The following is a 26780-nucleotide window of genomic DNA, read 5'->3' as shown; positions in this document are numbered from 1 at the left end:
TTGTATTGATTTGTTCGCTTCCCCACCGTAGCGTGGGCAGCGGATCAATACAAATGTATCGTCACAGATGTGGAGGCACTCGTGGAATCGATCGCGACCCTCGTCGGTGTCCTGTTCGTCGTCCAGGGCGGAGGCGGCCTGATCAACAATCTCTTCGGCGACTCGAAGAGCTGGTTCGCGCTCAACTACGTCGACCTGCCCGCGCCGCTGCATCTCGCGGGGCATGCACTCCTGCTCGCCGCCGGACTGCTGATGGTGGTGCGTACCAAGGGCTGGAAGTGGCTCGTCGAGGATTGACCTAACCCGACGCTCCCGCACGACTCGCGCCCTCCACGAGGTGGGCGAGTTCGTCGAGCGTCCAGGGCGGCGACGTGTCGTGGTCCCGCCACGCCAGCAGCGTCGGTGTCGGCTTGTCGAACCGACCGACGAAACATCCGGAGCCGGCGAAGATTCCGCCGGTCACGGTCGCCGTGTCGCTCGCGAGGTAGGCGTAGAGCCGCGCCACGTACTCCGGCGGCGCCGGGTTGCGCGAGCCCTCGTAGGTGACGTCGTCGAGCAATCCGCGCTCGTGCAGTCGCTCGATGTGCCGCTCGTACTCCGGTCCCGTCGACAGTCGCGTGCGGGCTCCCGGGCACACGACGTTGGCCCGCACTCCGTGCTCGCGCAGTTCGGCAGCGATCGCCGCGGTCAGGCTGTTCACCGCACCCTTTCCGGCCGGGTATCCGGTACCGCCGTAGTCGCCGAGGAACGCGAACGATCCGGTGTTGACGATCACCCCGCGCCCCTGCGCCACGAACCGGGGCGCGAACACCCGGCACGTACGGAAGGTGCCGGTCAGATGCGAATCGATCAGGTCGTCCCATTCCTCGTCGGTGACTGTGAGGATCGACGAGCCCGGAGGTTCCGCGGTGCCGGCACAGTTGATCAGCGCGTCCGCCGCGCCGAACTCGTCGAGGGCCGCCCCGAGGAGATCCTCCGCGACCCCGGAGGCGGCCGCCGAACCGGACACTCCGATCGCACTGGCGCCCTGCGACACGAGCTCCGACACGGTGTCGCGCACCGCCTCGGCGTCGCGGCCGTTGACCACCACCCGTGCGCCCTCGTCCACGAGGGTCCGCGCCACCGCCCGTCCGATCCCCCGGCTGGAGCCCGTCACGACCACGACGCGGCCCGCGAGCGGGGTCGAATTGTCCGGCCCCGAATTGTTGTCTGCCATAAGGTTCCCCGTTCACCCATTGCGCTGCCTCGAGTGCCCGAACTATAGTCCAGACACCTGTCCAGAACCGAGGGAACGTCTGATGACACTTCGCCCCACCGACAGCTCCACCCTTCTGATCGACGGCAAGCTCGTACCCGGCAGCGGAGGCACCTTCGCGATCACCGATCCGAGCACCGAAGAACTGCTCGGCCACGCGGCCGAGGGCACCGCCACCGACATGGACGCCGCGATCGCGGCCGCACGTCGCGCCTTCGACGACACCGACTGGTCACGCGACCACACCTTCCGGGCCCGCTGCCTCCGTCAGTTGCGCGACGCCCTGCGCGAGCACATCGAGGAACTGCGGGAGATCACCATCGCCGAGGTCGGCGCTCCCCGATTCCTCACGAGCGCCGCGCATCTCGAAGGCCCCATCGACGACCTGCTCTACTTCGCCGACCTCGCCGAGAGCTACGCGTGGACGCAGGATCTCGGCAACGCCTCCCCCATGGGCATCCCGACCCACCGCTATCTGCTCAAGGAAGCAGTCGGGGTCGTCGGCGCGATCACACCGTGGAACTTCCCGCACCAGATCAACTTCGCCAAGCTCGGACCCGCTCTCGCCGCCGGGAACACCGTGGTACTCAAGCCCGCCCCCGACACCCCGTGGTGCGCGGCCCTGGTCGGGCGGATCGCGGCCGAGGAGACCGACATCCCACCGGGAGTGCTGAACATCGTCACCTCGAGCGACCACAGCCTCGGCGCACAGCTGAGCGAGGATCCGCGCGTCGACCTGATCTCGTTCACCGGTTCCACCGCGACCGGCCGGGCCGTGATGCGCGCGGCCTCCGAGAACCTCAAGAAGGTCTTCCTCGAACTCGGCGGCAAGTCGGCGTTCATCGTCCTCGACGACGCCGACCTGCGCGGCGCCTGCTCGATGGCGGCCTTCACCGTGTGCACGCATGCCGGCCAGGGCTGCGCGATCACCACGCGTCTGCTCGTCCCCCGCGAACGGTACGACGAAGCCGTGGCCCTGACCGCGAAGTCCATGAGCGGCATCCGGCCCGGCGACCCGCGCGATCCCGGCACGGTGTGCGGGCCGCTCATCTCCGAGAAGCAGCGGCAGCGTGTCGAGGGCTACATCCGCCTCGCCGTCGAGGAGGGCGGCACGATCGTCACCGGCGGCGGACGTCCGACCGAACACGAGCGCGGCTTCTTCGTCGAACCCACCCTCATCTCCGGCCTCGACAACTCCGCACGCACAGCGCAGGAGGAGATCTTCGGTCCGGTGCTCGTGATCATCCCTCACGACGGCGACGACGACGCGATCCGCATCGCCAACGACTCCCCCTACGGCCTCTCGGGTTCGGTGTACGGCACCGATCCGGACCGCATCGCGCGGGTCGTCGCAGGTGTACGGACCGGCACGCTGGGCGTCAACGGCGGCATCTGGTACGCCGCCGACGCCCCGTTCGGGGGTTACAAGCAGTCCGGGATCGGCCGCGAGATGGGTGTGACCGGTTTCGAGGAGTACCTGGAGACCAAGCTCGTCGCCGAACCCGCGAGCTGACCCGAACTTCCGAAAGGACTTTTCCGATGGCACGTTTCACCGGTCGCACCGCGATCGTCACCGGCGCCGCCCAGGGGATCGGCGAGGCGTACGCGCGTGCGCTCGCCGCCGAGGGCGCGAACGTGGTGGTCGCCGACATCGACGCCGAACTCGGCGAGCAGGTCGCCAAACAGATCGTCGCCGACGGGGGCGTCGCGAGTTTCACCTCGGTCGATGTCTCCGACCCCGCCTCCGCCGAGGCACTCGCCGCGTCGACCGTCGAGACCTACGGCGGCATCGACCACGTGGTCAACAATGCCGCCATCTACGGCGGCATGAAACTCGATCTGCTGCTGACGGTTCCGTGGGACTACTACAAGAAGTTCATGAGTGTGAACCTCGACGGTGCCCTCAACGTCACCCGCGCGGTGTGGCCGTACATGACGAAGAACGGCGGGTCGATCGTCAACCAGTCGTCGACGGCGGCCTGGCTGTATTCGGGCTTCTACGGGCTCGCGAAGGTCGGGATCAACGGTCTCACACAGCAACTCGCCGTCGAGCTCGGCGGTTCGAACATCCGCATCAACGCGATCGCCCCCGGTCCCATCGACACCGAGGCGACCCGCACCACCACCCCCGCGAACATGGTCGCCGACATGGTGAAGCAGTTGCCGCTCGAGCGCATGGGCACTCCCGACGATCTCGTCGGCATGTGTCTGTTCCTGCTCTCCGACGAGGCGGCCTGGGTCACGGGGCAGATCTTCAACGTCGACGGCGGGCAGGTGATCCGCTCGTGACCGGCTCCACGATCGGCCGGGTCGGTTACATCGGGCTGGGCAACATGGGGGCGCCCATGGCCGAGCGGCTGCTCACCCGGCCCGGGGGCCTCACCGTGCTCGACGTGGTGCCCGAGGCGATGAGCCCGTTCACCGACAAGGGTGCCGCCGCGGCGTCGAGCCCGGCGGAGCTGGCCGCCGGTTGCGACCTCGTGTGCGTGACCGTCCTCGACGACGCCCAGGTCCGCGACGTCGTGACCGGTCCGGACGGACTGCTCGCGACGGCCCGGCCCGGCACGGTCGTCGCGGTCCACTCGACGATCTCCGACACCACCGCCGTCGAGCTCGCCGCGAAGTGTGCCGAGAAGGGAGTCGACTTCGTCGACGCACCGGTCAGCGGTGGCGCCGGTGGCGCGAAGAACGGCATCCTCGCCGTGATGGTCGGCGCGACCGACGACAGCTTCGCGAAGATCGAGGAACCCTTCGGCACCTTCGCGTCGCTGGTCGTGCACGCGGGCCCCGTCGGGGCAGGAACCCGGATGAAGCTCGCCCGCAACCTGCTCCACTTCATCGCGTTCACCGCGGCCACGGAAGCACAGCGACTCGCCGAGGCCGCGGGCATCGACATCACCGAGCTCGGCAAGGTCGTCCGGCACACCGACGCGATCACCGGCGGCGCCGGTTCGATCATGTGGCGCGACACCACATCTCCCCTCGCGGAGGACGACTCCTGGTTCCCGATCTTCTCGCGCGTGCGCGCCCTCGGCGAGAAGGATCTCGCGCTGGCACTGGACCTCGGCGATCGCCTCGGAGTCGACCTGCCGCTCGGAGCCCGGGCGCTGTCCGACCTCGGCCCCGGCCTCGGAGTCGGCACGGGAGAGATCGCGCAGACCCGTTCCCGGAAGGAGCACGCATGACGGACGAGACCCGCCGCCGCGGCCTGGAGATGATGTCCAAGGTCTACGGCTGGGAGATGCAGGACGGCCCGGGCGATCATTTCGCCGTCACCGCCGACCACCTGTTCGCCGACATCTGGTCGCGGCCGGGATTGAGCATCCGCGATCGGCGACTGCTCCTGCTCGGTGCTCTCACAGCGCAGGGACTCACCGACGTCGCGGAGATCCAGATCGGCGCGGCCCTGCACAACGAGGAACTCGACGAGGAGCAACTCCGCGAGATCGCCCTGTTCCTGTGCCATTACGTCGGGTGGCCGCTCGGCACGAAACTCGATTCGACGATCGGAAGCGTGCTGCACAAGCGACGGGCCGCGACCCGCTCGTGAACACCTCGGGGGCGGACGCAGAAGCGGGCGGCCCGGCCCCGGACTGTCCGGAACTCGGGTTCTACGGCCTCGCCGGGCACACCGACGACCCGAGGGCGCTGCTCGACGAGATCACCGTCGCCGAGGAGATCGGCCTCGGTTCGGTCTTCCTGTCGGAACGGTTCGACACCAAGGACGCGGCAGCGCTGGCCGGTGCGGCGGCCGCGACGAGCCGTACGCTCGGGATCGGCACCGCGGCGACCAATCCGCACACCCGCCATCCCCTCGTCACGGCGACGATGGCGACCACCCTGCATCGGTTGAGCCGCGGCCGGTACGCCCTCGGGCTCGGCCGCGGCTTCGACGTGCTGTTCGATCTCATGGGGCTGCCGCGCGTGACGTCGGCGAGGCTCGAGGACACCGTCGACCTGCTCCGGACGCTGTGGCGCGGTGACGCCGTCGTCGACCACCACGGCCCGGCCGGTGATTTCCCGTATCTGCGACGCACCGCCGAGGGTGTCGACCGCATCCCGATCCTCATGGTCGCGCTCGGCGAGCGCACACTCGACCTGGCAGGACGCGTGGCCGACGCCGTCGTCCTGCACACCTTCTTCACCGACGACACGCTCGCCCGCGCCGTGAAGACGGTGCGAGACGCCGCCGAGCAGGCCGGCCGCGACCCGCAGTCCGTCCGTATCTGGTCGGTCCTCGCGACCGTCGACGAGTCGATCCCCGAGGACCTCCGGTTGCGGAAGCTCACCGGACGGCTCGCGACCTACCTGCAGGGCTACGGTGACGTGCTCGTCCGCGCGAACGGCTGGGACCCGCAGGTACTGCACCGTTTTCGGGAGGACGCCGAGGTCCGTGCCCATTCCGGACCGATCGACGCGGCACCCACCGAACTGCTCGTGCACATCCGGTCGCTGCTGCCCGACGAGTGGCTCGCCGCGAGCGCGACCGGCAGCGCCGCACAGTGCGCGACCCGCATCGCCGACCAGTTCGACGCCGGTGCCGACAGTGTGATCCTGCACGGCGCCACGCCCTCCGAACTCGTCCCGGTCGTCGCCGCGTGGCGGACGATCCGCGACCCCGCACGTTTCGTATCCCTACCCGCCAACCCCGGCCGGAGCACACCATGACCGATCTGTTCCTGTCGGCGGAGGATCTGACGCCCGAACGACTCTCGGCCGTGCTCGGCGGCACGGTACGCACGGTGGACGTCGAGCGGATCGGCACGGGTCAGATCGCCCTGTGCTACCGGCTCGTCCTGACGGGCGACGACGTGCCGTCCTCACTCGTCGCGAAGCTTCCGTCACCCGATCCCGCGACGCGGAGGATGCTCGCCGGCGCCTATCGTGGGGAGGCACGCTTCTACAGCGACATCGAACCGTCCGTCGCGGTGCGGACCCCCACCTGCTATCATGTCGCCTCCGGCGAGGACGGGGAGTTCACCCTGCTCCTCGAGGACGCCGCCCCGGCACTGCCCGGCGACCAGCTCGCCGGGTGCACCGTCGACGAGGCGCACGACGCCGTCCGCAATCTCGCCGGACTGCACGGTCCCCGCTGGTGCGCACCCGACCTCCACGAATCGGACTGGCTCACCACCACGGACGCCGAGCAGGCACGGATCCTCGCCGAGCTGTACGGCCCGGCCATCGAGACCTTCCTCGACGGTCTCGGTGATCTGATCGGTGCCGACGACCGCGACACGCTGCGGGCCTGCGCCGAGCTCACCGAGGAGTGGGTGCTCGCGCGATCCGACCGGTTCGCGCTGCTGCACGGCGACTACCGGCTCGACAACCTCCTGTTCCCACCCGGTGGCGAGAGCGGTGTCGTCGCGGTGGACTGGCAGACCCTGACGGTGGGACTCCCCGCCCGCGACCTCGCGTACTTCGTCGGAACGAGTCTGGAGCCGACGGTCCGACGCGAGCACGAGCAGGAGTTGGTCTCGACCTATCACCGCGCGTTGCTGTGCCACGGCGTCGAAGGCTACGGCCTGCAGCAGTGCTGGGACGACTACCGATTCGCGATGTTGCAGGGTCCGCTCGTCGCGGTCTTCGGGTGCGCCTACGGCACGAGGACCGACCGCGGCGACCGCATGTTCGCGGTGATGGTCGAGCGGTCGTGCGCCGCGATCCGCGAACTCGACAGTCTCACCGTCGTGTCCGAGAGCATCGGACGGCGCGACCGGTCGGTAGGGTGATCCGGGATACACCGCATCACGCGAGAAGAACGGAGATCCATCCGATGTCCCGCACCACCCTGCCCCGTGAGGCGATCGGACTCGCCGAGGCGACACCAGGTTTCATGCCTCAGGACGAGGGAACCGCACTGCACGAGGCTGCGGTGCAGTATCTCGGTGACGGCGTCGGCGTCGAGATCGGCACCTACTGCGGCCGCTCGACCGTGTATCTCGGAGCTGCGGCCAAGGCGACCGGCGGCACCATCGTCACCGTCGACCACCACCACGGTTCGGAGGAGCATCAGCCCGGCTGGGAGTACCACGATCCGTCGCTGGTCGACCCGCACACCGGCCGCCTCGACACGGTCGGCGCGCTGCGGCACACCCTCGCCGACGGCGACCTCGAATCGCACGTCGTCGCGGTGGTCGGCAATTCTCCTGTGGTGGCGTCGTTCTGGCGCACCCCCGCCTCGTTCGTGTTCATCGACGGCGGACACAGCAGCGAGGCGGCCCGGGCGGACTACGACGGCTGGGCGAGATGGGTGCGCATCGGCGGCGCCCTGATCATCCACGACGTCTTCCCCGACCCGAAGGACGGCGGCCGGCCCCCGTACGAGATCTACTGTCTCGCACTGGAGAGCGGCGAGTTCGTCGAGAAATCGGTGACGTCCTCGCTGCGGGTTCTCGAACGCACCGCCGGCACGGTCGGATCCCTGCCCGGCAGCTGAACTACGGGACGAGCACCGGGCAACGTTCGGTGCAGCGGTCGGCGCCCAGCTGGTCGGCGGGTGCCGCCGCATCCCGGAAGATCGCGTTTCCTCCCGTCGTGCGCGAGAGCGCGTCGGCGGCGAGGATCACCGCTGCGCTGGTCCAGGAACTGACCTCCACCGGCCAGCGCTTGCCGTCGGCGTAGACCAGACCGGTCCAGTACGAACCGTCCGGGTCGCGCAGATGCTGCATGGCCGCGAACAATTCGCGGGCACGCCCGGCGTGGCCGAGTGCGTCGAGCGCCAGGACCAGTTCGCACGTCTCGGCTCCGGTGACCCACGGGCGATGGTCGACGCAACGGATCCCGAGCCCGTCGACAACGAAATCCGACCAGCGCTCGCGGATCCGTTCGTGCGCGTCGGTGCCGCGCACCGCTCCGCCGAGGATCGGGTAGTACCAGTCCATCGAGTACTCGGGCTTGGGCGTGAACGCCTCGGGGTGCCGACGCAGAGCGTGGCCGAGACGAATCAGCGCGACCTCCCATTCGGGTTGCGCCTCACCGATCAGGTCGGCGATCCGCAGACCGCACCACAGACTCTGGTGGATGCTCGAACAGCCTGTGAGCAGCGCTTCGTCGAACATCCCGCCGTCGCCTCGCGCCCAGGAGATCTGGCCGCCCGGCAACTGCATGTCGACCACGAGGTCGAGCGCAGCACGCACCGTCGGCCACATGTGCTCGACGAACCCGCGATCGCCCGTCACGAGATGGTGGTGCCATACGCCCACGGCGATGTAGGCGGTGAAATTGCTGTCGGTGTCGTGGTTCTCGACGATGTCGCCGCGGAACTGGATGGGCCACGACCCGTCGGCGCGCTGCGTCCGCCGCGACCACTCGAAGGCGGCGTCCGCCTCCTCGCGCAAACCGCTGGCGGTCAACGCCATCGCGGATTCGATGTGATCCCACGGGTCGATGTGACCTCCGGGGAACCACGGGACGGCTCCCGAGGACTCCTGCATCCGCGCGATGGCCCGGCCCGTCGCCAGACTCTGTTCCGGCGACAGCACACCCGGTACCGACGGCACCGTCACGCGCGCGGATTCACCGCGCCGCACCGGCGTTTCCCGGCTTCTCGAGGTAGAAGACGACACTCTTCCCGATGACGGGATCGAGGATCTTCTCGGCTGTGCGGGTGATCCACGGGGCCTTCATGAGATCCCAGACCAACAGCCGGTGGTACGCCTTCGTCAGCGGATTGTCGTCGTTGTCGACGCCGACGGCGCACTTGAGCCACCAGTACGGCGCGTGCAGCGCGTGGGCGTGGTCGGTGCCCGAGACCGTGAGACCGGCGGCGGTGAGTTTCGCGGCGAGCTCGTCGGCCTTGTAGATGCGGATGTGCCCGCCCTCCACCTCGTGGTAGGCATCGGACAGTGCCCAGCAGATCTTCTCCGGCAGCCAGCGCGGCACGGTCACGGCCGCGACACCACCGGGCTTGAGGACCCGGACGAGTTCGGCGATGGCCCGCTCGTCCTCCGGCACGTGCTCGAGCACCTCGGAGATGAGCACGAGATCGAAGGTCGCGTCGTCGTAGGGCAGCGCGAGCGCGTCGCCGACCTCGGCCCGGGCCAGCGCACCCTCGGGGACCTCGCCTTCGAGTTCCATCGCGACGAACATGTCGGCGACGGCCTTCATGTCGTCGGCGTTCTGGTCGAAGGCGACGACGTCGGCGCCGCGGCGGTACAGCTCGAAGGAGTGGCGCCCCGCGCCGGCCCCGATGTCGAGGGCGCGTATCCCCGGTACGACGCCCAGGCGGTCGAAGTCGACGGTCAGCATCCGTTCTTCCCCTCTCGATGCGCGGCGATCGCCTTGTCGTAGATCGCGGCGGTCTGCGCGGCCACGGCCGCCCAGCTGTAGCGTTCGAGCACGCGGTCGCGGCCCTTCGCGCCGAGACGACGACGCTCGGCCGGGTCGTCGAACAGGCCCGCGAGTCCTGCGGCGAGCTGTTCGGCGTCGCCCGGGGGCACCAACAGACCGGCGTCCCCGACGACCTCGGGGATGGCCCCGGCGCGGCTCGCGACGAGCGGTGTTCCGCACGACATCGCCTCGACGGCCGGCAACGAGAATCCCTCGTACAGCGACGGCACCGCCGCGATCTCGGCGGAGGCGAGCAGGTCGGCGAGTTCGGTGTCGTCGATCCCGGAGACGGTGCGCACGACGTCGCCGATGGCGAGTTCGTCGATGAGCTTCTCGGTGGCCCCACCCGGCGCGAGCTTCGAGACGAGGACCAGTTCGACCTCGCGTTCGGTGCGCAACTTCGCGACCGCTTCGAGCAGGGTGGGAACACCCTTCAGCGGGGCGTCGGCGCTCGCGACGCAGACGATCCGACCGGGAACGCGTTCGTCCTTCCGCGGCGCGAACACCTCCGTGTTCACGCCGAGCGGGATCGTGTGGATACGTTCGGATTCGATCCCGAAGGCCGTGCGGATGTCGTCGGCCGAGTTCTCCGACACCGTGAGCAGGGTGGGGATCCGCCGGGCCACATTCTCCTGCATGCGCAGGAATCCGTACCACCGCCGGAGCGTGATCCTGCGGCGGAGGGTGGTCGCGGAGGCGAGATCGAGTTCGCGGTCGCGGGTGATCGGATGGTGGATCGTCGCGACGAGGGGAAGATCCTCGGCGATGCGCAGCAACCCGGACGCGAGCGACTGGTTGTCGTGCACGACGTCGAAGTCGCCGAGGCGGTCGCGCAGCAGGCGTGCGGCGCGCAGACCGAAGGTGCGCGGTTCGGGGAAGCCGGCGGTCCACATGGTGGCGACCTCGAGGACGTCGATCCAGTCGCGGTACTCGCCCGGCTTCGGCGTGCGGAACGGATCGTCGTCGCGGTAGAGATCGAGACTGGGTACCTTCGTGAGCGTCACGCCGGGGTCGAGCTCGGGGTACGGCTGGCCGGAGAACACCTCGACGGTGTGTCCCTGGGCGACGAGTTCGCGACTGAGATGGCGAACGTAGACCCCCTGGCCCCCACAATGCGGCTTGCTCCGGTAGGACAACAGAGCTACGCGCACATTCCACCTCGGGGTTCGCTCGGAGGGCCAGGTCGCTCGGACAGATGTCCACTAGTTGTGTAGGGCACACACTAGAACATGTTTTGTGTCCTCACGATAGCGAGCCGGACCACACCCGGTGCGGATCCACGATACGAGTGGGAACGGCGAGTGGACACAGGCCCGCGAACAGATGACGACGAAGCCCCGGTATCGATGTGATACCGGGGCTTCGCCTGGAGCGACCCTGACGGGACTCGAACCCGCGACCTCCGCCGTGACAGGGCGGCGCGCTAACCAACTGCGCCACAGGGCCATGAGGAACCGAAGTTCCCATAGCTCGACCCACCGTAACCGGTGGGTCGAAGATATGAAATTGATGGTTGTTCGCCGGACAACCGTGGTGGCCAGGGCCGGGATCGAACCGGCGACCTTCCGCTTTTCAGGCGGACGCTCGTACCAACTGAGCTACCTGGCCGGACGGCACCCGAACCGAATGCCGATCGAAACTCTGGAGCGACCCTGACGGGACTCGAACCCGCGACCTCCGCCGTGACAGGGCGGCGCGCTAACCAACTGCGCCACAGGGCCATACATATTCACTTCTCACACCAAGATACTGCACACTTCGACGAGGTCGAAGCGTACCCCCTACGGGATTCGAACCCGCGCTACCGCCTTGAAAGGGCGGCGTCCTAGGCCGCTAGACGAAGGGGGCCCGATCGGATCTCTCCGAACCGCACCCTCAACGGGTTTGGCGTTCCGTTGGGAGCTTGGACAGCTTATGCCACGGCATTCGCGAATCACAAACCAGCAGGTCAAGCCGTCGATTCGTCGTTGTCGGGCCTGCTCGGCCAACCCTTCTCCCGCCATTGCGCGAGCCACTGTTCCGACGCCATCGCCTCGAGCGGCACTTCCACGCAGGCCTCGAAGCGTGCGCGGACGTCGGTCTCCGGTGAGGTGAGGTCGGCGAGATAGCGCTGACCGGCGAGCGACGACGCGATCGCCTCGACGAAACGCTGTAGATCGACGCCGGGCCGGAACAGGCCCTTCTCCTGCGCTTCGCGTGCCAGCTGGTAGCCGGCCCGCCCCCACAGGACGCTGCCGCGCAGCCTGACCTCCTCCGCGAACTCGGGTTCGGTGACCAGACGGAACTCCGCGGCGATGACCACGTCGTCGTGCAGGGCCGCACCGAGATCACCGATGAGGCCGTGCAGCCGCTCGAAGGGGTCGAGACCGGGGACGTCCATCCACCTGTCGACGATGGCGCGGTAGTGCTCGAGCCCTTCGTCGAGTACCGCCCGGGCCAAATCCTCCTTGGACGCGAAGTGGAAGTACATCGCACCCTTGGTGGCATTCGACTGCTCGAGGATGGCGTTGATCGATGCTGCGGCGAAACCTCGCCGCGCGAATTCGGTGGCTGCCGATCGGACGATCGCAGCCCGCGTACGACGCGCACGCTCCTGTTGACGGGGCATGGGGAAATTCAGCCTTCCACGTTCCTGTGTTCCCCCACGAGACAACTCTAGTCTGCCCCCACAACCCCGGTTCCGGGCCGTGTTCCACCGGGTGAAATGTGAGCCCCACCCCCGGGACCCGGGTTTCCACAGAACACACCGAGTGGTACGCTTTGTCCGGCTCGGGTGCGGAGCAGGGGGTGGGCACCCGGGCCTTTTTCCATTCGTCGCGGGCGGCGCCCGCACCGCCGGATGTCCGATATCATCGATCGCGCAGCGTGGCTCACCGTGCGGTGTGGTTACACTGTGCGCCCATGCCCCTATAGCTCAGTTGGTAGAGCTACGGACTTTTAATCCGCAGGTCGTAGGTTCGAGCCCTACTGGGGGCACCGGGCAACGCCGGCGTCGTACGCGACGCCGGCGTTCGTCGTTCCCGGACCTTTCGGGGTCTTCTTCGGAGCCCGGGCCCTACGTCAGAGTCGGTGGGAGCCGGGCGGGACGTCGTCGGTGTGCCGGCCGAGTTCCTTCTCCGCGTCACGGCGCGCTTCGAGCCGTTCCTGCTCGATCCGGCGCTGCTCGAGATCCGTGCGGGCCTGCTTCAGATCCCGTCCGCGCTTGCGATAACGGGTGAGCGCGACGACGAAGACCACCGCGAGCAGCGCTCCGATGATCGCGCCGATCAACGTGGCGCCGCGGAAGCCGGGCGCGTCCACGTCGAGGATGCGCTCCCCCGCGTGCGCACCGTTCCCGGTACCCAGCACGACCGCCAGGGTCATGAGGTTCGGTAGCGCGACCACCAGCGCGAGCACGCCGAAGGCGACCTGCAGCCCGCGGCCGTACTTCCAGTTGCGGACCTGCCAGATCCACGAGAGCAGCGCGATGGGGATCGCCGTGCAGAGGATGCCGAAGAGCAGACCCCACAACACGCCGCGCACGAAGCCGCCCTCGGCGAGGTTCGCGATCCGCTGCGCCCACCAACGAGGAACGAACGCCGCCAGGGTGTAGTAGGCGATGACGAGCACGATCAGGGCCACGACCACGGCGATGGTCTTCTTCGCCCACGGCGGCAAGCCTTTCCGCGAACCCGCTTCGTCGACATTCATGTCCGCCATATCGAACCTTCCTCGCCGATCGGTACGTGCACCTGCGGTGTGCATCTCAGCCTACGGACCACCGCATTCGGATCAGGTCCCTTCGCACTGCGAATTTCACCCGGTGCGGTTGCCCGACTTTGTATACGGTGAGCCGCAGGGGTAATCGAACGTTCATCGTCCGGGGAGGAACATGCGCAGTTTCGTGGACCTGGGCCTGTTCCTGGCCGCTGTCGCACTGGGAATCGGGTCGGTGCTGCCGGTGGTCGGCGGAATACGACCCACCGAGATTCCCCTGTCGGCGTTGCGCGACGGTTTCCCCGACGGCGACCTGGCCGGTGTCGCGGTCCCGGGTCTGCCGCTGTACGAGTCCCTCGCAGTACCACTGGTCGTCGCCGCGGTCCTGCTCCTCGCTGCCGCACTGTTCGACTCGGTGGCCGTCGGCTGGGCCGGGACGCTGATCGGTGTCGCGACGGCCGCGGTGTTCTGGACACGTCTGCTCCAGACCCACGGCGAGTACGTCGAACTCAATCGCAGTACGACCCTGACCAATCAGAACGGGACGGTGCTCCTGCTCAGCGGCACGCTCGTCGCACTGCTGTGCTGCCTGATCGCGCTGCGCCGTTCTTCGACGAGCGCCGCCTCGCTCGACTGACGCCTCCCGCTGCAACGGGCTTCGTCCCGATACCCTCTCGGCACCGGGTGGCCACTTCGGGGCACCCACGAGCCAAGGCAGGAACGATGGCAAGTCTCGACGATCTGATGTCCCGCATTCCCGTCGACCAGGTGGCGCAGCGACTCGGTGTCGACAACGCGACGGCGGAGACGGCCGTCCGCGCAGCGCTCCCCACCCTCGTCGGCGGTCTCGACGCCAACGCCCAGAACCCGACCGGAGCGGCATCTCTGCTCTCCGCGCTGGGCAAGCATTCCGAGTCGAACCTGGCCGAGGGTGAGGTCGATGTCGACGGGATCGACACCGAGGACGGCGACAGGATCGTCTCCAACGTCTTCGGCGACAAGAAGGACCAGGTGATCTCGACCCTCGGTTCCGTGAACGGCGCCGGCGGGAACGATCTGATCGCCAAGGTCCTGCCGATCATCGCCCCCATCGTGCTGTCCTATCTCGCCAAGCAGATCGGTGGCGGTGCGGGAACGAACACCGCGAGCGCTCCGCAGGGCGGAGGTCTCGCCGATCTCCTCGGGGGTCTGCTGAAGAACGCCGGTGGTGGATCGGCCACCTCCGGCGGTGGGATCGGCGACGTCCTCGGCAGCGTGCTCGGCGGCAGTTCGGGTGGTGGACTCGGCGGTCTCCTCGGGGGACTTCTCGGTGGCGGCAAGCGCTGAGACCCTCCGGAACCGCACGTTCCGCTCGTCCGTGTGATACGGCACGAGCGGGACGGTGCTGTCATCGGGCCGCCCGGACCTGTACCGTGATCCGGGCGAATGTGGGGGGGCCACCGGTGCGCCGCGTGCCGCGGCGACGAACGGCCGGGCTCCCCTCCTCCGTAGGCCGGCGGAGTACACGGACACCGATGTGAGGGGTAGAAGAGCATGACGCGAGTCCTGACTCAACTGGAGCTGCTGCGAGAGCTGGAGCCTGTGGCCGAAGCGAACCTCAACCGGCATCTCTCGATGGCGAAGGACTGGCACCCCCACGACTACGTGCCGTGGGACGAGGGCCGGAACTTCGCCGCGATGGGCGGTGTCGACTGGGAACCCGAGCAGTCGAAGCTCGACGAGGTCGCCAAGGCGGCCATGATCACCAACCTCCTCACCGAGGACAACCTGCCCTCCTACCACCGGGAGATCGCCGAGAGCTTCTCGCGCGACGGCGCCTGGGGCACCTGGGTCGGCCGGTGGACCGCGGAGGAGAACCGCCACGGCATCGTCATGCGCGACTACCTGGTCGTCACGCGCGGTGTCGATCCCGTCGCACTCGAGAACGCCCGCATGGAGCACATGACGAACGGCTTCGCGTCCCCCAACTCGACGGGCATGCTCCACTCCGTCGCCTACGTGACCTTCCAGGAGCTCGCGACCCGCGTGTCGCACCGCAACACCGGTCGTGCCTGCGACGACTCGATCGCCGACAAGATGCTCCAGCGCATCGCCGCCGACGAGAACCTGCACATGATCTTCTACCGGAACATCTGCGACGCGGCGATCGACATCGCTCCGGCCCAGACGCTCGCCGCGATCGTCGAGGTGCTCGAGAACTTCCAGATGCCGGGTGCCGGCATGCCGAACTTCCGTCGCAACGGTGTGTTGATGGCCAAGCACGGCATCTACGACCTGCGTCAGCACCTCGACGACGTCGTGATGCCGGTGCTGCGCAAGTGGAGGATCTTCGAGCGCGATCTCGGCAGCGAGGCGCAGCAGGATCTCGACAAGCTCGGCAATTTCCTCGACGAGCTGGGGCGTCAGGCGGGGCGGTTCGAGGAGATGCGCGATCGCTCCCTCGCCCGTGAGGCCGCCAAGCGCGAGAAGGTCGGCGCGGACGCCTGAGTCCCATGTGTACGGACGCCTGAGTCCGGATGCACACCGCCGCCTGAGTCCGCGGAGGTTATCCTGTGCCCGGCGCCGGTTTCGGTGCCGGGCACAGTCGTTTCCGCGGCCCATCCCTGACGGGCACGCTATTTCTTTGTCACACAACGTTTTCCAGAGGTACCCATGTCATCCCTCCGTATCGGTCCGCTCGAACTGAACAGCCCGGTCGTGCTGGCGCCGATGGCGGGAGTGACGAACGTCGCATTCCGCACGCTGTGCCGCGAACTCGAACTCGAACGGGCCGGCAGCACGTCGGGCCTGTACGTGTGCGAGATGGTCACCGCCCGCGCCCTCGTCGAGCGGCACGCGGTCACCATGCACATGACCACCTTCGGCCCCACCGAGACACCGCGGTCGCTGCAGCTGTACACCGTCGATCCCGACACCACCTACGCCGCGGCGAAGATGATCGTCGACGAGAACCTCGCCGACCACATCGACATGAACTTCGGATGCCCGGTCCCGAAGGTGACCCGCAAGGGCGGAGGTTCGGCCCTCCCCTACAAGCGCCGGTTGTTCGGGCAGATCGTCGCGGCCGCCGTCCGCGCCACCGAGGGCACCGACATCCCGGTCACGGTCAAGTTCCGCATCGGGATCGACGACGAACACCACACCCACCTCGATGCCGGTCGCATCGCAGCCTCCGAGGGTGCCGCGGCCGTGGCCCTCCACGCCCGGACCGCTGCGCAGCGATATTCGGGAGCGGCCGACTGGGGCGAGATCGCACGGTTGAAGGAGCACGTCACCGATGTGCCCGTGCTCGGCAACGGCGACATCTTCGACGCCTCCGACGCCGAGAAGATGATGGCGCAGACCGGGTGCGACGGCGTCGTCGTCGGTCGCGGCTGCCTCGGACGCCCGTGGCTGTTCGCCGAACTGAGCGCCGCGCTCGGTGGTCGCCCGATCCCCACCCCGCCGAATCTCGGTGAGGTGACGCAGATCATGCGGCGGCACGCCGAACTGCTCGCCGACCACCACGGCGAGGACCGCGGTCTGCGCGACATGCGCAAGCACATCGCCTGGTACCTGCGCGGCTTCCCTGCGGGTTCGGAGATCCGCAACGGCCTCGCCCGCGTGTCGACGCTCGCCGAGCTCGACGACCTGCTGGGCAAACTCGACCACGACGTGCCCTTCCCCGCGGATGCCGAAGGCCCGCGGGGACGTCAGGGCTCCCCGAGCAGCGTCGCTCTGCCCGACGGCTGGCTCGACGACCCCGAGGACACCTGCGTGCCCGAGGGCGCCGACATTATGCACTCGGGCGGGTAACCCGTCCCGGCACGTGGTCCCGGAGGACAGGCGGAGCGACCGATGGATGTCGTGCGACACAGCCGCGTCACGGTCACATGCAACAGACGATCAGTATCATTGCGGAGTCCTCGCGACGGTCGCCGGTGAGCGATCACGTGGACGACGACGGATGACGAGGCGGTGCGACCGCGGAAAGAGCAGGTATCGGTGGACGAGGAGCACGAGACAGGATCCCCGGATCCTCGCGCTCCCTGGGAACGGCCGATAGCCGACAGCAGCTACCGCGAATCCCGCTCGTCCCGCCGCAGCCGCTCGGGTGGGGTGCACCGCTCCGACGACACCGATGCCGATTCGCGTCGCCACGAGAGTGCACGCAACCGCCGGGCCGCGGACTCGGACGATCCGGAGCAGCTCACCGTCGCCGAACTGCTCGACAAGGTGGGACGACGATCCGATCCGTCCCCACGGTCGGAACCACCGACGGATCCGCCTCCTGCCGATCCGCCGCACACGTCCACCTCGTCGTTACCTCCCGCCCGTCCTCACGACCCGGAATCCGCTCGGCACGTCGCGCCCGAGGACGATGCCGGTCGCGCGGAGCTCCCGCGCAGGACGCCGCCCCCGACTCCGTCGGGACCGCCCACCCCTCCGGTGCCGCCGGCCTCTTCGGGACCTCCGACCACGGTCGTACCGCCGGTCCGGCCCGGTGCTCCCCGGGTGCCTCCGGGACCGTCCCGTCCCCGGCCGCCGGAGAATCCCGTCCCGCCGCGCACTCAGGCGCCGGATCGGATGGCCGGCCCCCCGTCTGCTCCGCCCTCGATAGCGACTCCTCCGCCTTCGGTACCGGCTCCCCCGCCTTCGGTGCCGTCCGCGCGCCCGGTGCCGCCGGCGGACTCCCGCCCGGTATCTCCCGCGGACCCGCGCTCCGCACCGCCCGCAGAGCCACGTCCACCGGCCGAGCCGCGACCGGCACCTCCCGTCGTGCCGGCTCGGACCGCCGGATCGCAACAGACGCCTCCCCCTCGACAGCAACCGTCGCTCGCGAACGAACAGCCGACCGTCAAGATCGATACGGTGGCCCCCGAGGGCGCTGCGGCGCCCGTCGAGGAGGAGAACGACGGCACGCCCGACCCGAAGGCGCATGGATCCGCTCGGCCCCGCACGGTGGGCAACGCCACGCTCGGCCGGCTCGCGCAGAGCAAACAGCGCAAGCAGAAGCGTCTCCGGTTCGCGACGAGAGCCGTGGTTGCGTTCGTCTCCGTCCTCGCGCTCATCGGGAACGGGGCGGTGTGGGGGTACGTCCGATCCACGGAGGCCGGTTTCTCCCAGATCGCCGCGCTCGACATCGACTCGGAAGACATCGTCGATCCGGTCGGTCAGACCGGCGACGAGACGTATCTGATCATCGGCACCGACACCCGCGCCGGCGCGAGCGGTGAGATCGGCGCCGGAACCGTCGACGACGCCGAGGGCGCCCGTGCCGACACCGTCATCCTCGTCAACATCCCCGCCGACCGCAGCCGCGTGGTCGCGGTGTCGTTCCCGCGCGACCTGGACGTCGAGCGACCGGTCTGTCGCGGCTGGGACAGCGCGACCGGCGAATACGACTCCGAGCTGTATCCGGCGGCCGACGGCGACAAGCTCAACGCGACCTACGCCCTCGGCGGACCGAAATGCCTGGTCAAGGTGATCCAGAAGATGTCCGGGTTGAAGATCGGCCATTTCGTGGGCATCGACTTCGCCGGCTTCGAATCGATGGTCGACGAGATCGGCGGTGTCGAGGTGTGCACCTCCATACCGTTGTACGACAACGAACTCGGTCCCCTGATCGAGACTCCCGGCACCCACACGCTCGACGGCAAACGGGCACTCGACTACGTCCGTGCCCGCAAGATCGACCAGGAAGGCAACAGCGACTACGGCCGGATCAGCCGGCAGCAGAAGTTCCTGTCGTCGCTGCTGCGCTCGACGTTGTCGAACAAGGTGCTGTTCGACCCCGGGAAGCTCAACGGCTTCATCGGCGCCTTCACCCGCGCGACCTTCGTCGAGAACGTCAACGCCGAGTCGCTCGTCAAACTCGGACGTTCGATGCAGAACGTCGAGGCGGGTGCGGTGTCCTTCCTGACCATCCCCACGGCCGGCACCAACGATTGGGGCAACGAGATCCCCCGCACGGACGACATCAAGGCGATCTTCACCGCGATCATCGACGATCTCCCGCTGCCGGGTGAGAAGCGGGAGGAGGACCCGACGGAGGTCGCGGCCGCTCCCCCGGCCGAACCGCTGCCCGCGCAGCTCGCGGTCGATCCGTCGACGGTGTCGGTGCAGGTCTCGAACGCGTCGGGTCTGTCCGGACTGGCGGCCCGCACCGCCGAGGAGGTCGCCGCCTACGGTTTCCCGGTCTACTCGGTGGGCAACTACGCGTCCGGGACGAGCAAGCAGACCGTGATCCGCTTCAGCGAGGGCCAGGAGACCGACGCCGCGACGGTCGCATCGGCCTTCCCCGGTGCGGTGCTGCAGGAGGCTCCGCCCTCGGCTCAGCTGGGTGGCATCGTGGAGATCGTCCTGGGCACCAGCTTCGACGGCACCGTCGTCGCTCCCACCCCGGCGGGCACGCAGCTCGCCCCGATGGAGATCCAGACCCGGTCGGAGTCGTCGGTCGAGCTCCCCGCCGATCTCGCGATCACCAACGCCGCCGACGATCTGTGCACGTAGACACCACTGTTCGGCCGTCGACGTTCACCTGTGGTTCATCCGATGCTCGCCGTTCGGACCGATCGAGGTCGTAGGCTGTGCCATTATGCGCGTCGTCTACAACGAACAGATGGGCGAACTCGGTGATCTCCTCGGGGAGATGGCCGGGCTCGCCGGGACCGCGATGGAGCGGTCCACCAGAGCTCTTCTCGAAGCCGATCTCGCTCTCGCCGAGCAGGTGATCGACGAGCACGAGAAGATCACCGATCTCGGCGCGATCTGCGAGGAGAAGGCGTTCCAGCTGCTCGCCCTTCAAGGTCCGGTCGCCGGCGATCTGCGTGCCGTCGTCAGCGGCATCCAGATCGTGGCCGACATCGACCGCATGGGTGCGCTCGCACTGCACATCGCGAAGGCGACCCGCCGACGCCATCCCAAGCACGTGCTTCCCGACGAGGTGAAGGGTTACTTCGCCGAGATGGGACGGATCGCGGTGGCCCTCGGCGCTGCCACACGCGAGATCCTCGAGACCCGTGATCCTGCCCGGGCCGCCCGCCTCCACCACGAGGACGAGGCGATGGACGACCTGCACCGTCACCTGTTCACCGTGCTCATGGACCGCGAGTGGGACCACGGGGTCGCGGCCGCCGTCGACGTCACCCTGCTCGGCCGCTTCTACGAGCGGTTCGCCGATCACGCCGTCGAGGTGGGCCGCCGCGTCATCTTCCTCGTGACGGGCAAGCTCCCCACCGAGGAGGAGATCCGTCAGCTCGTGGAGAAGGTGGACAGCCTGACCGTCTACCCGGAGAACCACTGAGTCCAGGAAGTACCGGGCTCGGTAAGTACCCGAACGACGAGGCCCCGACCGGACGGATCCGGTCGGGGCCTCGTGTATGTGGTGAAGACTCAGCCGAAACGGCCCGAGATGTAGTCCTCGGTGGCCTTCCGGCTCGGATTCGAGAAGATCTTCTCGGTGTCGTCGATCTCCACCAGACCACCCGGGCGGCCGGTCGCCTCGAGGTTGAAGAACGCCGTCTGGTCGCTCACGCGCGCGGCCTGCTGCATGTTGTGCGTGACGATGACGATGGTGAAGTCCCTCTTCAGCTCACCGATCAGGTCTTCGATGGCCAGCGTCGAGATCGGGTCGAGAGCCGAACACGGCTCGTCCATGAGCAGCACGTCGGGCTGGACCGCGATGGCACGCGCGATGCACAGACGCTGCTGCTGGCCACCGGACAGGCCACCGCCCGGCTTGTCGAGGCGGTCCTTGACCTCGTTCCACAGGTTGGCGCCGCGCAGCGACTTCTCGGCGATCTCGTCGAGGGTCCTGCGGTCGCGCACGCCCTGCAGCTTCAGGCCGGCGACGACGTTGTCGCGGATCGACATCGTGGGGAACGGGTTGGGACGCTGGAAGACCATGCCGATCGTCTTGCGCACACCGACCGGGTCGACGTTCGGATCGTAGATGTCCTCGCCGTCGAGGAGGATGGATCCCTCGACACGGGCGCCGGGCGTCACCTCGTGCATGCGGTTGATCGACCGGAGCACGGTGGACTTGCCGCAACCGGACGGGCCGATGAAGGCGGTGACGTTCCGCGGCGGCACGGACAGCGTCACGTCGGCCACGGCGTGGAACTTGCCGTAGTAGATGTTGACGTCCTTGAGATCCAGACGCTTGGCCATTACCGGCTCCCTACTGGTGTATCGATGTGAGAAGAGGTCTGTGGGTTATTTCTTGCCGACCTGCGAGTACCGGCTGATCAGCTTGGCCGCGATGTTGAGGACCGCGATGACCAGGATCAGGGTGAGCGCGGCGCCCCAGATGCGCTGCGAACCGGCGTCGGTCGGGTTGTTCATCTCGGCGACCATGACACCCGGGAGGGTGCCCTGCTCACCTCCGAACAGGTCGAAATTGATGAAGGGCGCGTAGCCGACGAGGATCAGCAGCGGCGCCGTCTCGCCCATGACGCGGGCCAGTGCGAGCATGATGCCGGTGATGATGCCGGCGAGCGAGGTGGGCAGCACGATGCGCGCGATGGTCTTCCACTTGGGGACACCGAGTGCGTAGGACGCTTCGCGCAGATCCTGCGGGACGATTCGCAGCATCTCCTCGGTGCTGCGGACGACCACCGGCACCATGAGCAGCACGAGCGCGAGCGCCACCGCGAAGCCCGACTTGGGCATCCCGAAGGTCGACACCCACAACGCGTAGATGAACAGCGCCGCAACGATCGACGGGACACCGCTGAGGATGTCCACCATGAACGTGGTGATCCGACCGAGCCGCGACCTGCCGGCGTACTCGACGAGATAGATCGCGACGAAGACACCGAGCGGGATGGAGATGACCGCGCAGACGAGTCCCTGCAGGAGGGTGCCGACGAGGGCGTGGTAGATGCCACCGCCGGTCGACGACGCCGTCAGTCCGCTCAGGGAGTGCGTGAACCAGGTCGGTGAGATCAGGGCGGGCAGGCCCTTGGCGACGACGGTGAACAGCACCCAGGCCAGGGGGATCAGCGCGACGACGACCGACAGGGTGACGAGCACCGTGGCTGCGGTGTCCTTGACGCGGCGACGTCCGCTGACCCGCTGGAAGGCCGGGGGCTTGACCGGCGAGGAGAGCGCGGTGGTCGACGTGGAGGTGGTCGACATGGATCAGTCCTTCTTTCCTGCGACGATCATGCGCGCGGCGGCGTTGACCACGAAGGTGAGCACGAAGAGCACGAGACCGGCGGCGATGTAGGCGCCCGCCTGGATGTCGTTGTTGAACTCGGCGTATCCCAGCGCGATCTTGGACGCGATCGTCGCGCCACCGTCGAACAGCGACCAGGAGAACGCCTGCGAGGTGGTGCGCAGGATGAGGTACAGCGCCATCGTCTCGCCGAGCGCGCGGCCGAGACCGAGCATCGAACCGCTGATGTAGCCGGACTTGCCGAACGGGATGACGGTGGTCCGGACGACCTCCCAGCGGGTCGCGCCGAGGGCGAGCGCACCCTCGATGTGGGCCGTCGGGGTCTGCACGAACACTTCGCGGCTGACCGCGGCGATGGTCGGCAGGATCATCACGGCGAGGACGATGCCGGCGGTGAAGATCGTTCCGCCGCCCACGATGGAGCCGCTGCCGGTGGCGAAGAGCGGGAACCAGGCGAGGTTGGTGTTGAGCCATTCCGCGACGGGGCGCAGGAACGGGGCGAGGACGAGCATGCCCCACAGGCCGTAGACGATCGACGGGACCGCGGCGAGCAGGTCGATGACGTACGCCAGCGGTTTCCGGAGCCGATCGGGCGAGTACGAGGTGAGGAAGATCGCGATGCCCAGCGCGACGGGCATGGCGAGGAACAGCGCGAAGAAGGAGACGAGCACCGTCACCTGGAACAGGTCGAGGACACCGAACGCCATGTCGGTGATGTCCTGCGTGATCCATTCACGGCTGGTGAGGAAGTTGACCTGGTTGCGTTGCAGTGCCGGGACGGCGCGCCAGACGAGGAAGACTGCGATCGCGCCGATGATCACGGAGATCAGGACGGCGGAGCCGGATGCCAGGGAGCCGAAGATTCTGTCTCCCGGCCGCACGACGGTCTTGCGTGCCCGGTCCGGGGATGGGGGTGGGGTGCTGATCGTGTCCTCCGTGATGCCGGTTGCACCGCCCGTTCCTGAGCGGGTCGGTTCGTCGGCCGCGATGGAGACCGACGTGTTGTGCGCGTCACTCATGTGCGCTCGCAATCCTTCTCAGCGTATTCGTCAGGAACGGGCGGGTCGATGATCCCTCGGTCACTCACCCGGCCGAGGGATCGGCGGGTCATCCGGCGGCGATGGCGTCGATCGACTCGGTGAGGCGGGTCTTGAAGGCGTCCGGCAGCGGGACGTAGCCCTGCTCGGACAGGCCTTCCTGACCCTCGTTGGCGGCGGAGATCAGGAACGACTTGACGGCCGCGGCGGTGTCGGCGTCGTAGCCGCCCGAGCACACGATCTCGTAGGTGGCCAGCACCAGCGGGTAGGCACCCTCCTCGGAACTGCCGAAGATCGACGACAGGTCGAGCGTGAGATCGCCTTCGGAGGCCGGGACGAACTCGGCACCCTCGATGGCCTTACCTGCGGTCTCCTCGGTCAGCTCGACGGGGCCGGAGCCGTTGTCGATCTTCGCGATGCTCAGGTTGTTCTGGTCGGCGAAGGACTTCTCGACGTAGGTGATGGAGTTCGGCGAGCCGGCGACGGCCTGCGCGACACCCGCGGATCCCTTCGCGCCCTCACCGACCCCGCCGGTGAAGTCCGAACCGGCACCCGAGGTCCAGGCGCCGTTCGACGCGGTCTCGAGGTACTGCTGGAAGTTGTCGGTGGTGCCCGACGAGTCCGAACGCACGATCGGGGTGATGTCCGCGTCGGGCAGCGGGGCACCCTCGTTGAGTGCGGCGATGGCCGGGTCGTTCCACTTCGTGATCGAGCCGTTGAAGATCTTCGCGGCCGTCTCGGCGTCCAGCACGAGATCGCCGACACCCTCGACGTTGTAGGCCAGGGCCACCGGGCCGAAAACCAGCGGCAGGTTCCATGCGGGATTGCCGGCGCAACGCTCGGCGGCCTGTGCCGCCTGCTCGTCCTCGATGGCCGAGTCGGAGCCGGCGAAGTCGATCTGGTTCGCGATGAACTGCGTGCGGCCGTCACCGGAGCCGGTGGGGTTGTACGCGACGTTGACGTTCGTGCCCTTCTCGGAGCACACCGCGATGTAGGTGGAGACGAACTGGTCCATCGCGTTCTTCTGGGCCGAGGAGCCCGCACCCGACAGGGTGGACTTGCCGTCGCATGTCGCGGCGGAGGCGGACGCGTCGACGTCGACCGAGCCGGAATTGTCGTCGGTACCGCACGCCGAGAGTGTGAGAGCTGCGGCGGTCACCACGCCGAGCAGGGCGCCGTTGCGCTTGAAGTTCACCTGTTCTCCTCCGAGAAGTACTTCACACGACCGCCGCGCGGACGGCGGCGGCCTCGTGGCGCGGGCGACGCCCGGCGCCGGGTCTGCAGTACTCGACCCGCTAGTGAAGTTAGGAGGAGACGGTGGACGCTCGGACGACCGAAGGTTAACGGCGGATGAACACGCCGGATACACCTGGCGATGGTGTTGCGACCATCACTCGAATCCTGACCGCGATCGACGTGTCGGATGGCAGGGTGCACCCCTCACGCGGTTCGTCCACCCGGCGATCGCAGGTGTTCAGGCCCGGGCGTAGGCGACGTCCACGTGGAACCGCTCGAAGCCGAGCTTGCCGTAGGTGTTCAACGCCGCGGTGTTGTCGCCCTCGACGTAGAGCAGGACACCGGGCAGACCCCGATCGCGCAGGTAGTGCAGGCCCGCGAGGGTGAGCAGGCGACCGAGTCCGCGGCCCTGCGCGGAGGGGTCGATACCCACGACGTAGACTTCGCCGAGCTGCGGGTCGGACGCCGTGGCCGGGTGCACCTTGGTCCAGTGGAATCCGAGCAACTTCTCGGGCTCGGCGGGATCGAATGCAAGGAACAGGCCTTCGGGATCGAACCAGGACTCGCGGCGGCGTTCCTCCACGTCGGCGGCCGTCCAACGACCCTGCTCGGGGTGCCACTCGAAGGCCGCGGCGTTGACGCGGAGCAGCTCGGCGTCGTCCTGCGGGCCGCCGTAGGTGCGCAGCAGCACCGAGTCGGGGACCTCGAGGGCGGGAAGATCGTCCTGTTCGAGGGAACGACGCAACTGGAGGAGTTCACGGACACCGGTCAGGCCGAGACGGCGCGCGACCGCCTGCGCGGCGGGCAGGTCGCCGTGCGCCCACACGCGGGTGCCGTCGCCACCTTCGGTGAGTGCACGATCGACGAGTTCGCGACCGAGTCCGTGCCCGCGCCGCGGCGGGTCGACGACGACTTCGGCCATTGCCGGATGACCATCCTGAGCAGGCACGACGTTCGCGTAACCCGCAACCTCACCGTCGTCTCCGAACGCGACGAGATGCCGGGCCGCACCCTCGCGTCCGAGGGAGTGCACCGCCTGTTCGGAGATCGGCGCGGTGCCGTCGGTCTGCGTCGCCCGCGACAACACGGCGCGTACGGCTTCGGCGTGGTCGGCGGACGGGTGGTCGACGAATTCCGTATCGGTGCTCACGGAACGAATTGTGCCCCGGACTCCCCTGCGCCCGGGTCACCCGTGCCGGAATCCTCCGCACGAGGGTCGTCGAGGAGTGCGTCGTCCACATCGTCGTCGTCGACATCGGGAGTGGCATTGCCACCCTTGCCCACGCGGTTGGAGGGACGCACGGCCTTGTAACCGACGTTGCGGACCGTTCCGATGAGTGCTTCGTGCTCGGGGCCGAGCTTCGCGCGCAGGCGTCGGACGTGGACGTCGACGGTGCGGGTACCACCGAAGAAGTCGTAACCCCAGACCTCCTGCAGCAGCTGGGCGCGGGTGAACACCCGGCCGGCGTGCTGGGCGAGGTACTTGAGGAGTTCGAACTCCTTGTAGGTGAGGTCGAGGGGACGTCCGCGCAGGCGGGCGGTGTAGGTGCCCTCGTCGATCGTGAGTTCCCCGAGGGTGATCTTGCCGGTGTTCTCCGGCCCCACCGCGACACCCGAGCGGCCCATGAGCAGGCGCAGGCGCGCGTCGAGCTCGGCCGGTCCGGTGCTGGACAGCAGGATGTCGTCGAGTCCCCATTCGGGGTTGACGGCCACGAGTCCGCCTTCGGTGAGCACGGCGACGACGGGCACTGCCGACCCGGTGCTGCCGAGCAGTCGACACAGTCCTCGCGCGGCCGCGAGATCGGAGCGGGCATCGACGATGGCGATATCCGCCGAACCTGCTTCGAGCAGCGACGATACTTCTGTAGGAGCCGGCCTGACCGAATGCGGGAGCAGCGCCAAGGACGGCAGGACCGCATCCGGATTCGGGTCGGAGGTCAGAAGGAGCAGCTCCACTGGGCCTCCAGTTCTTCGCGCGACCAGCGCGGATAAGGGTCGTAAACGTCGTGCAACAGAGTAACGCCCCGATTGTTACCGCTATGTAAGCACGAGAATTCCGTGGACG

At 68.1% G+C, this 26780-nt stretch carries 26 protein-coding genes and 5 tRNA genes; 15 read left to right on the top strand and 16 right to left on the bottom strand.

The genetic code is table 11. The features are described 5' to 3' along the window. Window positions 1–69 precede the first annotated feature (69 nt). Window positions 70–297, top strand: coding sequence for a hypothetical protein (locus U9J23_RS03950; RefSeq protein WP_197700690.1), 228 nt, complete (start codon window positions 70–72; stop codon window positions 295–297). 1 nt (window position 298) lies between these two features. Here the strand turns inward: U9J23_RS03950 and U9J23_RS03945 are convergent, their stop codons facing one another. Then, window positions 299–1216: an SDR family NAD(P)-dependent oxidoreductase gene (locus U9J23_RS03945; protein WP_059384233.1), complete on the bottom strand. Its 918-nt coding sequence runs from the start codon at window positions 1214–1216 to the stop codon at window positions 299–301. A gap of 82 nt (window positions 1217–1298) precedes the next feature. On the opposite strand from U9J23_RS03945, the gene U9J23_RS03940 reads away from it, so the two are divergent. The 7 genes from U9J23_RS03940 to U9J23_RS03910 are packed head-to-tail and all read left to right on the top strand — an operon-like array spanning window position 1299 to window position 7694. Further along, complete coding sequence (locus U9J23_RS03940; RefSeq protein ID WP_085469215.1) at window positions 1299–2768, top strand: aldehyde dehydrogenase; 1470 nt, start codon at window positions 1299–1301, stop codon at window positions 2766–2768. A 26-nt stretch (window positions 2769–2794) separates the two neighbouring features. Further along, window positions 2795–3544 (top strand): SDR family oxidoreductase, encoded by a 750-nt coding sequence (locus U9J23_RS03935; protein WP_059384235.1) that lies wholly within the window; start codon window positions 2795–2797, stop codon window positions 3542–3544. Next, a complete protein-coding gene (locus U9J23_RS03930) occupies window positions 3541–4440 on the top strand; it encodes an NAD(P)-dependent oxidoreductase (RefSeq protein ID WP_326601486.1) in 900 nt (299 codons plus the stop codon). The genes U9J23_RS03935 and U9J23_RS03930 overlap by 4 nt, the downstream gene beginning before the upstream one ends. Further along, window positions 4437–4805 carry a carboxymuconolactone decarboxylase family protein gene (locus U9J23_RS03925; RefSeq protein ID WP_085469212.1) on the top strand — a complete coding sequence of 123 codons (369 nt, stop codon included), beginning with the start codon at window positions 4437–4439 and terminating at the stop codon, window positions 4803–4805. Before U9J23_RS03930 ends, U9J23_RS03925 begins: the two co-directional genes overlap by 4 nt. Then, a complete protein-coding gene (locus U9J23_RS03920; RefSeq protein ID WP_085469211.1) occupies window positions 4802–5923 on the top strand; it encodes a TIGR03857 family LLM class F420-dependent oxidoreductase in 1122 nt (373 codons plus the stop codon). The genes U9J23_RS03925 and U9J23_RS03920 overlap by 4 nt, the downstream gene beginning before the upstream one ends. Continuing rightward, on the top strand, window positions 5920–6987 hold the full coding sequence (locus U9J23_RS03915; protein ID WP_059384239.1) for a phosphotransferase family protein: 1068 nt from the start codon (window positions 5920–5922) through the stop codon (window positions 6985–6987). The genes U9J23_RS03920 and U9J23_RS03915 overlap by 4 nt, the downstream gene beginning before the upstream one ends. A gap of 44 nt (window positions 6988–7031) precedes the next feature. After that, window positions 7032–7694: a class I SAM-dependent methyltransferase gene (locus U9J23_RS03910; protein WP_059384240.1), complete on the top strand. Its 663-nt coding sequence runs from the start codon at window positions 7032–7034 to the stop codon at window positions 7692–7694. A 1-nt stretch (window position 7695) separates the two neighbouring features. On the opposite strand, the gene U9J23_RS03905 is transcribed toward U9J23_RS03910, so the two are convergent. From U9J23_RS03905 to U9J23_RS03870, 8 genes are all read right to left on the bottom strand, one after another. Continuing rightward, a complete protein-coding gene (locus tag U9J23_RS03905) occupies window positions 7696–8787 on the bottom strand; it encodes a prenyltransferase (RefSeq protein ID WP_272266891.1) in 1092 nt (363 codons plus the stop codon). After that, window positions 8774–9505: a class I SAM-dependent methyltransferase gene (locus U9J23_RS03900; RefSeq protein WP_326601481.1), complete on the bottom strand. Its 732-nt coding sequence runs from the start codon at window positions 9503–9505 to the stop codon at window positions 8774–8776. Before U9J23_RS03900 ends, U9J23_RS03905 begins: the two co-directional genes overlap by 14 nt. Then, on the bottom strand, window positions 9499–10737 hold the full coding sequence (locus U9J23_RS03895; protein WP_085469208.1) for a glycosyltransferase family 4 protein: 1239 nt from the start codon (window positions 10735–10737) through the stop codon (window positions 9499–9501). Before U9J23_RS03895 ends, U9J23_RS03900 begins: the two co-directional genes overlap by 7 nt. A 221-nt stretch (window positions 10738–10958) precedes the next feature. Beyond that, a tRNA-Asp gene (locus U9J23_RS03890) sits at window positions 10959–11032 on the bottom strand. A gap of 85 nt (window positions 11033–11117) precedes the next feature. Further along, window positions 11118–11194, bottom strand: a tRNA-Phe gene (locus U9J23_RS03885). A 39-nt stretch (window positions 11195–11233) separates the two neighbouring features. Continuing rightward, window positions 11234–11307: transfer RNA gene (locus U9J23_RS03880), tRNA-Asp, on the bottom strand. 54 nt (window positions 11308–11361) lie between these two features. Then, a tRNA-Glu gene (locus U9J23_RS03875) sits at window positions 11362–11434 on the bottom strand. A 100-nt stretch (window positions 11435–11534) separates the two neighbouring features. After that, entirely contained in the window at window positions 11535–12194 is a 660-nt protein-coding gene (locus U9J23_RS03870) for a TetR/AcrR family transcriptional regulator (protein WP_059384244.1), read from the bottom strand. 295 nt (window positions 12195–12489) lie between these two features. Here U9J23_RS03870 and U9J23_RS03865 point away from each other — a divergent pair. Then, window positions 12490–12562, top strand: a tRNA-Lys gene (locus U9J23_RS03865). An 84-nt stretch (window positions 12563–12646) separates the two neighbouring features. On the opposite strand, the gene U9J23_RS03860 is transcribed toward U9J23_RS03865, so the two are convergent. Next, the gene (locus U9J23_RS03860) at window positions 12647–13285 is read right to left on the bottom strand and encodes a hypothetical protein (RefSeq protein WP_059384245.1); all 639 of its coding nucleotides are present in this window, start codon (window positions 13283–13285) and stop codon (window positions 12647–12649) included. A 172-nt stretch (window positions 13286–13457) separates the two neighbouring features. Between U9J23_RS03860 and U9J23_RS03855 the strand changes: the two genes are divergently transcribed. The 6 genes from U9J23_RS03855 to phoU all read left to right on the top strand — a co-directional run bounded on the left by U9J23_RS03855 (window position 13458) and on the right by phoU (window position 20567). Continuing rightward, a complete protein-coding gene (locus tag U9J23_RS03855) occupies window positions 13458–13919 on the top strand; it encodes a hypothetical protein (protein WP_272266898.1) in 462 nt (153 codons plus the stop codon). Window positions 13920–14005: 86 nt separating this feature from the next. Continuing rightward, window positions 14006–14608 (top strand): DUF937 domain-containing protein, encoded by a 603-nt coding sequence (locus U9J23_RS03850; RefSeq protein WP_059384246.1) that lies wholly within the window; start codon window positions 14006–14008, stop codon window positions 14606–14608. A 207-nt stretch (window positions 14609–14815) separates the two neighbouring features. Beyond that, window positions 14816–15769, top strand: coding sequence for an acyl-ACP desaturase (locus U9J23_RS03845; protein ID WP_059384247.1), 954 nt, complete (start codon window positions 14816–14818; stop codon window positions 15767–15769). Between the two features lie 165 nt (window positions 15770–15934). Beyond that, window positions 15935–17077, top strand: coding sequence for a tRNA dihydrouridine synthase DusB (dusB, locus tag U9J23_RS03840; protein WP_059384248.1), 1143 nt, complete (start codon window positions 15935–15937; stop codon window positions 17075–17077). A 771-nt stretch (window positions 17078–17848) separates the two neighbouring features. Beyond that, window positions 17849–19774: an LCP family protein gene (locus tag U9J23_RS03835; RefSeq protein WP_272266902.1), complete on the top strand. Its 1926-nt coding sequence runs from the start codon at window positions 17849–17851 to the stop codon at window positions 19772–19774. 85 nt (window positions 19775–19859) lie between these two features. Continuing rightward, window positions 19860–20567 (top strand): phosphate signaling complex protein PhoU, encoded by a 708-nt coding sequence (gene phoU / locus U9J23_RS03830; protein ID WP_059384251.1) that lies wholly within the window; start codon window positions 19860–19862, stop codon window positions 20565–20567. An 89-nt stretch (window positions 20568–20656) separates the two neighbouring features. Here phoU and pstB read toward each other — a convergent pair whose 3' ends face one another. The 6 genes from pstB to U9J23_RS03800 form a co-directional block, all read right to left on the bottom strand. After that, entirely contained in the window at window positions 20657–21433 is a 777-nt protein-coding gene (gene pstB / locus U9J23_RS03825; protein ID WP_059384252.1) for a phosphate ABC transporter ATP-binding protein PstB, read from the bottom strand. A gap of 45 nt (window positions 21434–21478) precedes the next feature. Next, entirely contained in the window at window positions 21479–22402 is a 924-nt protein-coding gene (pstA, locus tag U9J23_RS03820; RefSeq protein WP_059384253.1) for a phosphate ABC transporter permease PstA, read from the bottom strand. 3 nt (window positions 22403–22405) lie between these two features. After that, window positions 22406–23461 carry a phosphate ABC transporter permease subunit PstC gene (pstC, locus tag U9J23_RS03815; RefSeq protein WP_059384254.1) on the bottom strand — a complete coding sequence of 352 codons (1056 nt, stop codon included), beginning with the start codon at window positions 23459–23461 and terminating at the stop codon, window positions 22406–22408. Window positions 23462–23549: 88 nt separating this feature from the next. Further along, window positions 23550–24674, bottom strand: coding sequence for a phosphate ABC transporter substrate-binding protein PstS (gene pstS / locus U9J23_RS03810; protein WP_059384255.1), 1125 nt, complete (start codon window positions 24672–24674; stop codon window positions 23550–23552). A gap of 279 nt (window positions 24675–24953) precedes the next feature. Then, window positions 24954–25865, bottom strand: coding sequence for a mycothiol synthase (mshD, locus tag U9J23_RS03805; protein WP_106200608.1), 912 nt, complete (start codon window positions 25863–25865; stop codon window positions 24954–24956). Further along, window positions 25862–26671 (bottom strand): winged helix-turn-helix transcriptional regulator, encoded by an 810-nt coding sequence (locus tag U9J23_RS03800; RefSeq protein ID WP_059384257.1) that lies wholly within the window; start codon window positions 26669–26671, stop codon window positions 25862–25864. Before U9J23_RS03800 ends, mshD begins: the two co-directional genes overlap by 4 nt. Window positions 26672–26780 lie beyond the last annotated feature (109 nt).

This window comes from Rhodococcus sp. PD04 (assembly GCF_035918275.1).
GTDB classification, from domain to species: Bacteria; Actinomycetota; Actinomycetes; order Mycobacteriales; family Mycobacteriaceae; genus Rhodococcus; species Rhodococcus rhodochrous.
The sequence above is the reverse complement of the archived record's forward strand: the minus strand, read 5'-3'. Positions and strand labels throughout refer to the sequence as shown.

Bases quoted from the DNA above. Each gene is read 5' to 3' on its own strand.
- U9J23_RS03855 (WP_272266898.1), top strand. From the start codon at position 13,458: ATGCGCAGTTTCGTGGACCTGGGCCTGTTCCTGGCCGCTGTCGCACTG.
- U9J23_RS03850 (WP_059384246.1), top strand. From the start codon at position 14,006: ATGGCAAGTCTCGACGATCTGATGTCCCGCATTCCCGTCGACCAGGTG.
- phoU (WP_059384251.1), top strand. From the start codon at position 19,860: ATGCGCGTCGTCTACAACGAACAGATGGGCGAACTCGGTGATCTCCTC.
- dusB (WP_059384248.1), top strand. From the start codon at position 15,935: ATGTCATCCCTCCGTATCGGTCCGCTCGAACTGAACAGCCCGGTCGTG.
- U9J23_RS03870 (WP_059384244.1), bottom strand. From the start codon at position 12,194: ATGCCCCGTCAACAGGAGCGTGCGCGTCGTACGCGGGCTGCGATCGTC.
- U9J23_RS03935 (WP_059384235.1), top strand. From the start codon at position 2,795: ATGGCACGTTTCACCGGTCGCACCGCGATCGTCACCGGCGCCGCCCAG.
- U9J23_RS03910 (WP_059384240.1), top strand. From the start codon at position 7,032: ATGTCCCGCACCACCCTGCCCCGTGAGGCGATCGGACTCGCCGAGGCG.
- U9J23_RS03860 (WP_059384245.1), bottom strand. From the start codon at position 13,285: ATGGCGGACATGAATGTCGACGAAGCGGGTTCGCGGAAAGGCTTGCCG.
- pstB (WP_059384252.1), bottom strand. From the start codon at position 21,433: ATGGCCAAGCGTCTGGATCTCAAGGACGTCAACATCTACTACGGCAAG.
- U9J23_RS03940 (WP_085469215.1), top strand. From the start codon at position 1,299: ATGACACTTCGCCCCACCGACAGCTCCACCCTTCTGATCGACGGCAAG.
- pstC (WP_059384254.1), bottom strand. From the start codon at position 23,461: ATGAGTGACGCGCACAACACGTCGGTCTCCATCGCGGCCGACGAACCG.
- U9J23_RS03900 (WP_326601481.1), bottom strand. From the start codon at position 9,505: ATGCTGACCGTCGACTTCGACCGCCTGGGCGTCGTACCGGGGATACGC.
- pstA (WP_059384253.1), bottom strand. From the start codon at position 22,402: ATGTCGACCACCTCCACGTCGACCACCGCGCTCTCCTCGCCGGTCAAG.
- U9J23_RS03915 (WP_059384239.1), top strand. From the start codon at position 5,920: ATGACCGATCTGTTCCTGTCGGCGGAGGATCTGACGCCCGAACGACTC.
- U9J23_RS03835 (WP_272266902.1), top strand. From the start codon at position 17,849: ATGGCCGGCCCCCCGTCTGCTCCGCCCTCGATAGCGACTCCTCCGCCT.
- U9J23_RS03845 (WP_059384247.1), top strand. From the start codon at position 14,816: ATGACGCGAGTCCTGACTCAACTGGAGCTGCTGCGAGAGCTGGAGCCT.
- U9J23_RS03925 (WP_085469212.1), top strand. From the start codon at position 4,437: ATGACGGACGAGACCCGCCGCCGCGGCCTGGAGATGATGTCCAAGGTC.
- U9J23_RS03945 (WP_059384233.1), bottom strand. From the start codon at position 1,216: ATGGCAGACAACAATTCGGGGCCGGACAATTCGACCCCGCTCGCGGGC.